We start from the raw sequence: 12,008 nt of genomic DNA on the forward strand, positions 1-12,008 counted from the left end.
CTGTTGCCTCAAAATCCACTCAGCGCGGTGCAGTGCTCCGGCCAAGGCGAAAGGGGATGAAGCTCATCGTGTAGGCGTGAGTTTTTCATACTACATGATGGCTTCGCCCCTTTTGGCGTCCCCTTCCGGCATGCGTGAATTGACTTCTTTCTGTCGCGATATGTCAAGCTTTTGGGGCATTCAACGACCAGACTGGAACCCATCAATAATAAAAAGCAACAATGCTGGAGGTTCGGGATGCGCCGTTTCATATTTGCGTGTTTGACTCTTGCCGTCGTTTTCTGCAGCGTCTACGCCCTGAAGCCTGCGAATTCAAGTCGAGTTTATGATCCGCGTATTGGACATCCAGTCGTTAGCATTGGTGAAATATTTAGGCATTATTGAACAATGCATGATGGATGCGAGGCTTCCGGTCACCTGGAGTTAGCAGAACAAAAAACCGGATGTGGTTTGCTGAGTTTGGGCTTCAGGCTAGATATCAGCTAAACCTGAGCTAACTTCGTCGGGCTGCACATCTATAAATTAGTGCGAAATGAATGCGGTTACGTTGTCCTGCAGGGACAGCCACCAAGCAACTGCTTAATTACGTTCGGCAGTATCATTTCCCGGAACGCAAATGGCGGGCTAGTGTACCGGAGGAGTTTACTGTCTGGGCTTTGCTCAATTGGCTGAGCGAGTTAAACGGCCGGCAACTTGGCAAAGATTCCTGATCTTCGTGAGCGCTACAACGGCAAGTTTGGTTCTGAATGGTGGCCTTGCGTTCACCTGCGCGTGATTACTGACGTGGTATCGAGGCGCTGCTCGCAATATTCGAACCCCTCAGCCTGCCTAAGGATGGGCAGGCCATAGATGGGTACGTTTAGATGTTTTCCACCAGCAACTTCAGTGCTAGGCAAGCCGTCTCTGTTTCCGCCTTTAGCCGTTCCAGATCTCCATGGGCGGGCCAGGCTATGAGCAGGCCATCGGCCAGTTGAACGAGTAAGCGGGTCGCTGTAATCAAGCGGGTTTTGTCAAGTTGCGTGCCGACAGCGCGCTCCATTGCCTGTTCTGTGGCCTCCATGGCCATTGTGTAGATTTTTGTCGCCAGTTCCCGATTATTGCGAAGAGTCCAGAAAAACAACTCGGATTGCGCGCGCGCGAGGTCCGGGTGAGAGCTGAACCATGTAATTAATTGGCGAAGCATGTCTGCGGCGCTTTCTGCAGCGGTAGCACCTGTGGGGACATCGTCTAGGGCCAGTTGGAGTTGGCTGAAGAGCGTCTCATAGACCGCATAGAAAAGATCGTCCTTCGTATGAAATACGTAGTGCAAAGACGCTAGCGGACTGCCTGCGGCAGCCGCAATACGCCGAGTCGTTGCATCGGATACGCCATGCTCGGCAATTACTTTAATTGTTGCTTCTACAAAGTCCTGCCTGCGCAGTTCCGCGCCCATTCTGGCCATGTCTAATCGATCTCCAATCTGTGGCAAGGCGTTATGTTGCCGTCCCGGCACCGATGGCGGCGGATGCTACAGCATCTTAATTCTTACAGCCATGGCCCGGACCGCGAGGGTTGGCATCAGCGAAACCACTGCCCACGTTGTGTACTGCGCTCGTGCCGCCCGTTGGGCATCAATTCGTAACATGTGTTTCGTTAATTCCCAAAGTTGTGCGATCTGATCACACAGATGGTGCAGCGCTGGGTGCCCACGTATCGCTGGGTGGCGGCTTCCTATGGCTAATACATTGATAAGAAAGGAAATTTTGTGATCTCTCGGGGTTGGCATGTGGATTGCTTTTAGTCAATAGACTTGGTCGCATGATCATGTCATTTGATTAAGAAGGTGCGGCATTGCCGATTCTTCCTGCCAGGACGAACTCGCCGCCGCTCAAAGCCCCGTGAGGATCCTCCAATGAAAGAAATGATTGAGCGACCAGAAGTCGGCACTTCCACTTGTCGTGGCGTCAGGAATCTGTTCGTGGCCGTTGTCGCATCGACCGCAATCTGTTCGGTTCAGGCTGCGGAAAAGGATCCTTCGCTGCTGGGCAGCAAGCTTACGCCGCTCGGAGCTGAGGTCGCTGCAAGTTCGGATGGGGTGATCCCGGGCTGGGCCCCGCCTGGCCAGCAGGACGTGGGTTGGAGCTACGGTCAGGTGCGTGGTCAGCACTGGAAATTCAAGGGCGACAAGCCGCTGTACAGCATCGATGCCAAAAACGTCTCGCAGTATGCGAGCAAGTTGTCTCCCGGGCAGCTGGAGCTATTCAAGAAGATTCCAGGCTATCGCATGGATGTGTACCCCACCCGTCGTAGCTGTGGTGCGCCTGATTTCGTGGTCGAGAACACCCGTAAGAACGTCGGTTTCGCGACCCTGGATGCGTCGGGTTTGGCCCTGCAAGAAGCCCACGTTCCCGGTATCCCGTTCCCCATGCCTACCACCGGGGCGGAGGTGATGTGGAACATGAAGATGCGCTACCGCGGTCTGGGCCTTGAGATGAAGGGGTACAGGACCGGGATTTCGCCCCGCCAGGGCGGCGAGTGGCTACACACCAAGCTCGACATGTTTGCTCGTACCGGATGGGCCGAGAAGGGGAGCGCCCTGTTCTCCTCGGTCGGGCCCGTTGAGCTCGAATCCTATTTCCTCTTCCAGGAACCGGCCGCCCTGGCTGGCCAGGCTGGGGTGGTGGGAACGAATGCCGGTGAGCAGTCCACCACCTTCTATTACTTCCCGGGTCAGCGCCGTGTGCGCCGCATGCCAGCTTACTCCTACGACGCACCCCAGATTGGCATGGACAACCAGTTCACCATCGACGAGTCGAACATGTTCTTCGGTCCGCTCGACCGTTTCGACTGGAAGCTGGTGGGCAAGCAGGAGCTGCTGGTGCCCTACAACGCCTTCGGTGCATTGGATACATCCGCGAAGATCGAGGACGTCGCCCAGAAGGACTTTGTCGCTCCTGAGTCCCGGCGCTACGAGCTGCACCGTGTCTGGGTGGTCGAGGCCTCGGTGCGCCAGGGTATGCGTCACCAGGCGCCGAAGCGGCTGTTCTATATCGATGAGGACAGTTGGAACCTGCTGGTGGCCAACGACTACGACAAGCAAGGGCAGGTCTGGAAAGTTCGTGAGGCTTTCTCGATCCCGGTCTATGAAACCGGTACGTGCGATATGAGCGCAATGGTGCAGTACAACCTCGCCGATGGGCGTTACCTGTACGACATGTTCACCGTCGGTTCCGGGCAGAACGATCACCATTGGTTGACCGAGCCTGGCAATCCGCGGCTGAAGCATGACTTCTATACCTCCGACAACCTCCGCTCCATCAGCGAACGCTAAGCGCGAATTAGGGGCCGACATGAGAAGAATAATTTCGCAAACATCGGGTCTTGTCCTTGTATGTGCAACGCCGCTGGCTATGGGCTTTACCTTCGAGTCGGAAAACATCCGCGGCTCTTTCGATTCCACCATCGCAGTAGGGATGGGGGTCCGCACCCAGTCTCCGGGATGCGATCTGATCAATGCCGGTGCCGGCGGCCATAATCCCCCCTCAGGATGTCTGGACCCTGCGGTATCCGGGATCGGCGATCAGGGCAACATGAACTACGACAAGGGCGACCTATTCACCAACTACATCAAGGGTGTCCATGAGCTCGTTTTGAAGCTCCCTGAGGACTTTACCTTCATGGCTCGTGGTAACTGGAAGCGTGACTTTGCCGCCACCGATACCACCGGGGCGTTGGCTGCCGAAACGCAATCCTGGCAGGGGATGGGCTCAGATATTGGTAAGGATGGGCTGACCGATGATGCGCGTGACGAGTTGAAGTTCAAAGCGCGCCTCCTTGATCTGTGGGTGAGCAAGACCTTCGACGTCGCTGATCATCAGGTTCGTGCGCGCTTGGGCAACCAGGTGATCAACTGGGGTGAGAGCCTATTTGCGGTAGGCGGCATCAATGCAACCAATGCTTATGACTTCCAGGCGCTTTCCAGTCCGGGGGTGCAGCTCAAAGAGGCCGTGCTGCCGGCACCCATGCTCAGCGTCGCATCGGGGCTGGGCCACGGCGTAAACGTTGAGGTCTACTACCAGTTCGGCTGGAACAAGAGCGAAATGCCCCCGGTGGGTAGCTACTGGTCAACCTACAACATAATCGGCGAGGGCATGAAAGAGTACGGCTACACCGACAAGGACGCCCGTGACAGTGGTCAGTGGGGGCTCTCGGTGCGTTGGCAGCCCGAAGATAGTGACGTCAACTATGGTTTCTACGTGCTGCGCTATCACGACAAGCTGCCGGAACTGACCTACAACCAGACCACATTCGCCCCTAAATGGGTCTACCCGGAAGACCGTATGCTCTACGGCATCAGCGCCAACATGCCGGTCGGCGACTGGGCCGTAGGCACCGAGCTGTCCTATCGGCCCAAGGAGGCGGTGCCGCTCAATCCCGTACCCGGTTTCGCATTTGGTCCAGCTCCTTGCTCGGGGCAAGGAGGCGACTGCTGGAAGGATACTAAGAAGTTCCAGTGGCATCTCACCGGCCTCTACAGCATGACCAACGCCAACTCCCCGGACTTCCTGGAGTTCACTAAAGCCAGCACTGGGACTTTCCTGTCGGAACTAGTGGTAGTGAAGTACCCAGGACTTCATGACAGTTACGACGGCGAGCTGATCTCAGCAGGCGGCAATAGCTGGCTCCAGGACATGTCGCATTTCCCGCCCACGGCTCATGGCGACAAAACCTCCTCTGGCCTCCATTTCGACTTCAGCCTGACCTATGACGGCACGGTGATTCCAGGCTGGACGATGACGCCGGGTATTTACTACCAAACGTCTCTGGGCAGCGGCCGGACGCCGTCGATTTACTCGACCTACACCAAGGGTGCCAGCTCGATGAACCTGTATTTGAACTTCGTGCGCGCTCCGGGTAACTGGCAAGTCAACCTGAACTACGCGAAGTTCAATGACGGCGACACACCTTACGACCAGCTGCTGCGTGATCGGGATTACGTTGGCCTGTCGGTTTCGCACTCTATGTGAGGCATGCTGTGAACACTCCTGTTGTGGATGTAAGTGAAGCGAGGAGGCGTGGCGTGTTGCCACGCCTGGAGGGTTGGCTATTCAAGCAGCGCTGGGTAGTCCTGGCGCTGCTGGCCGTTTTTACGCTGGGCATGGCCTGGTTCGCCGTGCAGTTGCGCATGGACGCTGGCTTCGAAAAGCAGCTGCCGATCGGTCATGAGTATGTCGAGACCTTTCAGGCTTATCGCAATGACCTGTTAGGTGCCAATCGTCTGACCGTAGTGGTAAAGGCGCGCCATGGCAGCATCTGGAGCAAGGCTGGCCTGCAGCGTCTGTATGACGTGACTCAGGCCGTGACCTTCCTACCCAATGTCTCGCGCAGCAGCGTGCGCTCGCTGTGGACGCCAAACGCCTTTGTAAACGAAATCACCGAGGAGGGCTTCCGTGCCGATCCGCTGATCCCCGGCACGGTGACGCCGGAACGGCTCGATGAAAAAACCGTCGGCATGATCGCCAACTCCACTGCCCAGGGAGGGTTCATCGGTACGCTGGTATCTCGGGACCAGAGCAGTGCCATGATCACTGTCGAGCTCAATGAGCTCGATGCATCGGGCAGCCATCTGGACTACGTGGCCTACAACCAGGTCCTGGAAGAGCAGATCCGCCAGAAGTTCGAGAATGGCGACTATGAGATCCAGATCATCGGCTTCGCCAAGCAGATCGGTGACATCGCCAAGGGCGCGTCCTCGGTCCTTGAGTTCTGCCTGCTCGCGCTGCTGCTAACGGCCGCGGCGGTCTACTGGTACTGTCACTCCGTGCGCTTCACCCTGCTGGCCCTGGGCTGCTCGCTGACCTCGCTGATTTGGCAGTTCGGCAGCCTTCGTCTGCTGGGGTACGGCCTGGATCCGTTAGCGGTTCTGGTGCCGTTCCTGGTATTTGCCATCGGGGTTTCCCACGGCGTACAGCAGATCAACTTCATTGTGCGGGAAATCGCCTGTGGCAAGACCGTGGAGGAGGCGGCGCGCTCCAGTTTCAGCGGCCTGCTGATTCCGGGGACACTCGCGCTGGTCACGGCCTTCGTTTCCTTCGTGACGCTGTTGCTCATCCCAATTCCCATGGTGCGCGAACTGGCGATCACGGCGTCCCTCGGGGTGGGTTACAAGATCATTACCAACTTGGTGATGCTTCCGTTGGTGGCGTCGATGCTGAGTGTCGACGGGACTTACGCCCAGGCTGAGGAACTTTCCCGAGAACGCCGCACCCGATGGCTGCACGGGGTGGCGCGCTTGGCGGAATGGCGCAATGCCCGTCTGGTACTGTGCCTGGCTCTGGTGGTGTTCGCCACCGCGGTTTGGCAGAGCCGGGACCGCGTGGTGGGAACCCTCCAGGCCGGCGCGCCGGAGCTTCGCGAAGACTCGCGCTTTAATCGCGATGCGGTGTCTATCGCTAACAGCTACGACATCGGGTTGGACTGGCTCTCCGTGGTGTTCGAGGACAAGCCGAAGGGGACCGGCGATGGTGCAGCGAACGCATGCGAGGACGTTGCTCTGGGGCAATATCAGGACCGCTTCGTTTGGGCCATGCAAGGTGTTCCCGGGGTGCTGTCAGTGGCCTCCTTCTCCACCAACATGCGCCAGTTTAACGAGGGGTACAACGAAGGGAATCCGAAGATGAGTGCGGTTCCCATCGATCCGCTGAACTACTCCGCATTGGCAACCGAGGTCGCGCGTACCTCGGGCATCATGCGGGGCGATTGCAGCATGACCGCTGTGCACCTGTACCTCGCAGACCACAAAGCCACCACTATCAATCGGGTTCTCAAGGCGGCCAAGGACTTCCGCGCGCAGTTTCCCATGCCGGGTATCTCGGTGCGCCTCGCCTCCGGCAATGCCGGTTTGCTTGCGGCGATCAACGAGGAGGTCGAGAAGAGCGAAACGCCAATGCTGCTGTACGTCTACGCCGCCATTGCGCTATTGGTCTTCGCCGTCTATCGCGACCTACGCGCTGTGTTGGTCTGTTGTCTGCCCCTGACTATCGGCACCTTCATTGGTTACTGGTTCATGAAGGAACTGCAGATCGGTCTGACCATTGCGACCTTGCCGGTGATGGTTCTGGCGGTCGGAATCGGCGTGGATTACGCGTTCTACATCTACAACCGCCTGCAACTGCATCTTTCCAACGGCCAGTCGATCGTCAAGGCTGTCGAGCACGCTTTGCTGGAAGTCGGCGTGGCGACCATCTTCACTGCCATCACTCTGGCAGTCGGCGTGGCGACCTGGGCCTTCTCGGAGCTTAAGTTCCAGGCCGACATGGGCAAGCTCCTGGCGTTTATGTTCATCGTCAACATGGTCATGGCGATGACGGTGTTGCCGGCCTTCGCCGTCTGGCTGGAGCGGGTGTTCCCGCGGAAGCGCCGAGTGCGCATGATTGGCGCGCTGGCGCATTAAGGAGAGACGCATGCGATTCATGAACTCAGTCTTGAGTGCCGCGCTTGTTGCCTTACTGCCGTTGGCATCCCCGCACGCTGCTCCCCTTAGCGCGGTGCCGGCTGCGTCGACGAGCAACGCCACCCAGGCAACCATGTTGGATGCCGCTTGGGCAGGAAAACGAATAGTTGCCGTTGGTGACCACGGTGTGGTGTTGCTGTCGGATGATCAAGGGGCAAGCTACCGCCAGGCGCACTCGGTGCCCATCTCCGTGCCGCTCACCGGCGTGAGCTTCGTTGATGCCAATCAGGGGTGGGCCGTCGGTCACTGGGGAGCGATCTTGGCCAGTAACGATGGTGGCGACACTTGGCAGATCCAGCGCCTCTCCAGCGAACAGGACAGGCCTTTGTTCGCGGTGCATTTCTTCAATGACCGTCAGGGCGTCGCGGTAGGCCTATGGTCGTTGGTCTTGACCACCGCCGATGGCGGAAAGACCTGGACCGAGCAGACACTGAAAGCTCCACCAGGGGCCAGCCGCGCCGACCTCAATTTGATGGGACTTTTTGCCGGTAGCCATGGCGAACTTTATGCCACTGCAGAACGCGGCCTGTTATTGCGCTCTGATGACCAGGGAAACAACTGGAGTTACCTGGAGACCGGTTATGAAGGCACCCTCTGGTCTGGCGCAGTCCTGGCCGATGGAAGTCTGCTGGTCGGCGGTCAGCGGGGTACGTTACTGCACGGTTCCGCGGAGGGTAAGGACTTTCGACGTTTGCCGCTGGAGAGCAAGAGCTCAGTTACATCTGTTTCTGTGTTGGGTTCACAGGTACTGGCGGTTGGCCTCGATGGCCTGATGGTGCGCAGTGACAACGGAGGACAGAGTTTCCAGGAGCAGCATTCGATTGAAGGCGTCTCGCTGACAGCTGCACTGCTCAATGGCCATGACGCTCCCCTACTGTTTTCACGACGCGGTGTAGTGTCTCCAGCAGCTAGATAATCATCCGATTTCAGTGTCGAGATACCCTGTGTTCCAACCTGGGATCTACACGGGTATTCGAGGGGCGCGTAGTTAACGGATCTATGGCCCCTCGTTTTATAGTGGTTAGTTGCTGGTAGTGAGGCAGAGTTTGAGTGTCCATATTGGAATAATGAATTAGCTAATCTAGTTGCTTGCAGTCGATTAACTTGTAGTGATCTCCTCCATATACCCTGCGCAGAGCGGCTGGACTTCGTTCCGGACTCTCTGGGCGGGAAGTGCTTGACTCTCCCTTCGCAGGTTTTCTTTCTACCGGAGGCCGCTGAATGATGAAAGCTGTATGTGTGGTCTTGATTATGGTATGGCCAATTTTCGCTTTTGCCCAGGAAAGCACCTCCACCAATACAGAAGCCAGGGAGGCGCAATCAATGCTTGAAGGAGCATATGCACTGCATGCGAGGGTCGCTGAGATCTGTGAGGATGCGAGCGCCATGGGACTACTCTATGATGTTGCTGAGGAAACCTTGAAGAAGTTGGATGGCTGGCAAGAGCAAAAAAACCAAAATCTTACTTCATACAGTTCCTGCCGGCAGTCCATGGTGGACGTCCAAAGTTATGCATATACCTGTGCCCAAGGTGGGTACAAAGGCAAGGCAGTGACCTATATGCAGCGCCGCTGGGCAGAGGATATCGCTAATTGTACCGAGGCCATTCGGGTGTCCACTGTTCAGGGGAGTGGTCGTAACTAATTCGCAAGGGTCGGGGGATATTTGCAGGTTTATGATTTTTATCGTTTTGCTGCTTTAATTGTTTTTCTTCGCTTCGGTCGTTTTTTGTATGCAGCTTGTGATTGCCGGAATATATTTTGGGTCGCGAAAAATTCTGCGTTGCGCCTGTGGTCAGCTTAAATTTCTGATCTTTATGACTGCCCTAATGAAGAGCCAGCAATTGATGCACCTCTACCTCTTGCTCATCGTGATGGCTTTGGGTCCATCTAGCCGGCTGTATCGCTGAATGGACGTGGGTCAGTCAGTGGGTCGTTAGCTGGGTAAATCAACAACTTATTGATTCTAAATGGAAAAAATATTTCTCTGGCGTCATGCTAACGTTGCTGGTCAAATGACCAACATTGGTCTTGATCGCTAGACTTGGCCATTTGACTGCAGGCGGTGGAATTGCCTGTGAGTATTAGGTCTCCACATGGCTCGCACCAGGGAAATCGCGACGCAGATAGTTTTTCATATGTGCGATCGTCTTCGATTTTTCCAGTGGTCTGTTTATGCCTTGACGGAGTTTGCGAAATTCTCGGCTCTGGCGTTGATAAGGTAGAGGGGAATATGAGGGTAATAGTTTTAGCTTCGCTGGCAATTGCCGTAGCGGTTGCAGGTTGTGGAGGTGAGGGTAATTCAGCTCCAAAGCCAAACACTAATTGGGAGCTTCTCGGGAACTCCTATGAGATGCAACACTCTTCGGAGTTAAAGGGAATTAACAAGGAGAACGTCAAGTCTTTAGGGATGGCGTGGTGGGTCGACTTGCCCGTTAGCGATGGTTTGGTTGGTAATCCCTTGGTCAAGGATGGCATAGTATTTCAGGGTGCTCCCAACGGCCAAATAATCGCCAATGATGTAGCGACCGGAAAGTTAATTTGGAATTTTAAAGATGATACCCCGCAAGATGGCGCATCTTTTGCCGGATATTGGGGGCGTCGGTTTAATCGCGGGGTGGCCTTAAGCGGAAGTAATGTCATTGTAGCTTCCGGAGATTGCCGTTTAATTGCTGTCGACCAGCGCACCGGTAAGAAGGTCTGGGAGGCCAAGTCGTGTGACTCAGCAGATATGTACGCAATCACTGCTGCTCCACGCGTGGGTAATGGTCTTGTTTTTACCGGGAATGCCTGTCTCGATACCGGAACGACTCGCGGGTATGTAGATGCTTTCGACGCGAAGAGTGGGGAGCATCGTTGGCGGTTCTATACAGTTCCTGACGATCCCGCGAAGCCTCAACCAGCGCTGTATGAGAATGCTGCTAAAACCTGGGGCAAGGATTGGTATTCGAAATCTCATGGCTGCGGAAGCGCATGGGATGCTTTGACTTACGATCCGAAGCTAAATCTGCTCTATATAGGGGTGGGAGGCCCTGCGCCGTTCGACCCGTCCCGGCGTGGGGAAAATGCAGGCGACGAGCTTTTTACAAACTCCATCGTGGCAGTAGACGCCAGTACTGGAGAGTATAAATGGCACTTTAAACAGACTCCTCAGGATGCTTGGAATTATGACTCTAGTGTCGGGATCATGGTCGCCAATATCACTGTAGGAGGGGAGTCAAAGAGGGCAGTACTCAGTGTGCCCAAAAATGGGTTTGCATATGCCTTGGAGGCGCAGACCGGAAAATTCATTTCCGGGGGCGCTTATATGCCGATGGAGTGGGCATCAGGGTTGGATACCAGTGGTCGCCCCATTATGAGGCGAGAAGGGCAGTACTGGCTGAATCCGAGTAAGAGCTACATGCAGCTTCCCAATGGCCTTGGGGCGCATGGCTGGGAGGCGTTAGCGTTCAACCCTGACGACGAAACGGTATTCATACCGGCTATGTCTCAGCCGACTCTCGTTAAGGATGATCCTAATTCTGCTCTAGGTGGGCAGTCGTTTGAGCCTATCCAGCGCTCTGCCGATGGTAAATACGAAACTTATGGTGAGACAGTTGCTTGGGACGTGCGCAAGAACTCTGTGAAGTGGCGGTCGCGCTTGCCGATGCCCACCAACGGTGGCTTGCTGCACACCGCAGGGGGCTTGGTGTTCCAAGGCACCGGTGACGGCCGTCTCCAGGTTTTGGATGATGCAACGGGCGAAACATTGTGGAGTCATGAGATTGGTGGAGCGGTTCGAGCAGCCCCATCCACTGTCATGGTTAATGGTGAGCAATACGTTCTGCTCGCTACGGGAACAGGTACGGCAGCTGCGACGGGGTCTTTGAATGCCGACGCTGCATCTGCGCTCAAGGCTAGGACTTCGCCACGTCTACTAGCCTTCAAGGTCGGCGGCACGAAAGAGTACCCACCATTTGCAGCGGCGCAAAAAGTCGCTGCTCCCCTCACTCCTCGTCAACCTGAAGACGCAGCAGCAATCGGAAAAGCGCTGTTTGAGGCGAGCGGCTGCATAGAGTGCCATGGCCTTTTCGGCAATGCTGCGGGCGGACGTGTCCCCAACCTCATTTACGCGCCGCCTCCGAGCTACGACTTCTTTGAGTCTGTGGTGCGGCAGGGCGCGTTGTCTAAAGGAGGTGGTGGCATGCCTGCGTTTGCCGACTTCACCGATGATCAGCTCAAGGCGATTTTCGCTTATCTGATTAATCAGGCTTGGGATGCCCATGAGGGCAAGGGGCCGGTTGAGGGGACTCGTTGGAGTACTTCTCAATAGATCATTCGGCGTTTTGGTGACGGACAAGGATGTGCGTCACTATTTATGAAAGAATCCATTCAGATGGGGCGGCGTACACCTATCGTCCATCGGCTGGCCCCGGTAGTTCGATATGCTAGGCAAAAGGCACGCCACGCACCAAGCATGCTTAACCCGGCGACTGGCCGTATTCCGTCTATGCTCAGGTAGCAGCCGTATGGGCTGT

General features: G+C 56.1%; 7 protein-coding genes. 6 read left to right on the plus strand and 1 reads right to left on the minus strand.

Annotated features, from left to right (window positions below):
* Nucleotides 1-859: 859 nt before the first annotated feature.
* Nucleotides 860-1,441 (minus strand): TetR/AcrR family transcriptional regulator, encoded by a 582-nt coding sequence (locus SD196_RS09520; RefSeq protein WP_416311339.1) that lies wholly within the window; start codon nucleotides 1,439-1,441, stop codon nucleotides 860-862.
* Nucleotides 1,442-1,891: 450 nt separating this feature from the next.
* Between SD196_RS09520 and SD196_RS09525 the strand changes: the two genes are divergently transcribed.
* The 6 genes from SD196_RS09525 to SD196_RS09550 all read left to right on the plus strand — a co-directional run bounded on the left by SD196_RS09525 (nucleotide 1,892) and on the right by SD196_RS09550 (nucleotide 11,803).
* Entirely contained in the window at nucleotides 1,892-3,310 is a 1,419-nt protein-coding gene (locus SD196_RS09525) for a DUF1329 domain-containing protein (RefSeq protein WP_416311340.1), read from the plus strand.
* A 79-nt stretch (nucleotides 3,311-3,389) separates the two neighbouring features.
* Nucleotides 3,390-5,006 carry a DUF1302 domain-containing protein gene (locus SD196_RS09530; protein ID WP_416311730.1) on the plus strand — a complete coding sequence of 539 codons (1,617 nt, stop codon included), beginning with the start codon at nucleotides 3,390-3,392 and terminating at the stop codon, nucleotides 5,004-5,006.
* A 53-nt stretch (nucleotides 5,007-5,059) separates the two neighbouring features.
* Nucleotides 5,060-7,432 (plus strand): efflux RND transporter permease subunit, encoded by a 2,373-nt coding sequence (locus SD196_RS09535; RefSeq protein ID WP_416311341.1) that lies wholly within the window; start codon nucleotides 5,060-5,062, stop codon nucleotides 7,430-7,432.
* 10 nt (nucleotides 7,433-7,442) lie between these two features.
* Nucleotides 7,443-8,408: a WD40/YVTN/BNR-like repeat-containing protein gene (locus SD196_RS09540; protein WP_416311342.1), complete on the plus strand. Its 966-nt coding sequence runs from the start codon at nucleotides 7,443-7,445 to the stop codon at nucleotides 8,406-8,408.
* 305 nt (nucleotides 8,409-8,713) lie between these two features.
* Entirely contained in the window at nucleotides 8,714-9,136 is a 423-nt protein-coding gene (locus tag SD196_RS09545; protein WP_416311343.1) for a hypothetical protein, read from the plus strand.
* A 708-nt stretch (nucleotides 9,137-9,844) separates the two neighbouring features.
* On the plus strand, nucleotides 9,845-11,803 hold the full coding sequence (locus SD196_RS09550; RefSeq protein WP_416311344.1) for a PQQ-binding-like beta-propeller repeat protein: 1,959 nt from the start codon (nucleotides 9,845-9,847) through the stop codon (nucleotides 11,801-11,803).
* Nucleotides 11,804-12,008: the final 205 nt, after the last annotated feature.

Source organism: Pseudomonas macauensis (assembly GCF_047902425.1).
In the GTDB taxonomy this organism is placed as follows: domain Bacteria; phylum Pseudomonadota; class Gammaproteobacteria; order Pseudomonadales; family Pseudomonadaceae; genus Pseudomonas.

What these genes read in the sequence shown, in the direction of transcription:
- SD196_RS09550 (WP_416311344.1), top strand. Translation starts at nt 9,845, where the DNA reads ATGCAACACTCTTCGGAGTTAAAGGGAATTAACAAGGAGAACGTCAAG.
- SD196_RS09540 (WP_416311342.1), top strand. Translation starts at nt 7,443, where the DNA reads ATGCGATTCATGAACTCAGTCTTGAGTGCCGCGCTTGTTGCCTTACTG.
- SD196_RS09520 (WP_416311339.1), bottom strand. Translation starts at nt 1,441, where the DNA reads ATGGCCAGAATGGGCGCGGAACTGCGCAGGCAGGACTTTGTAGAAGCA.
- SD196_RS09525 (WP_416311340.1), top strand. Translation starts at nt 1,892, where the DNA reads ATGAAAGAAATGATTGAGCGACCAGAAGTCGGCACTTCCACTTGTCGT.
- SD196_RS09530 (WP_416311730.1), top strand. Translation starts at nt 3,390, where the DNA reads ATGGGCTTTACCTTCGAGTCGGAAAACATCCGCGGCTCTTTCGATTCC.
- SD196_RS09545 (WP_416311343.1), top strand. Translation starts at nt 8,714, where the DNA reads ATGATGAAAGCTGTATGTGTGGTCTTGATTATGGTATGGCCAATTTTC.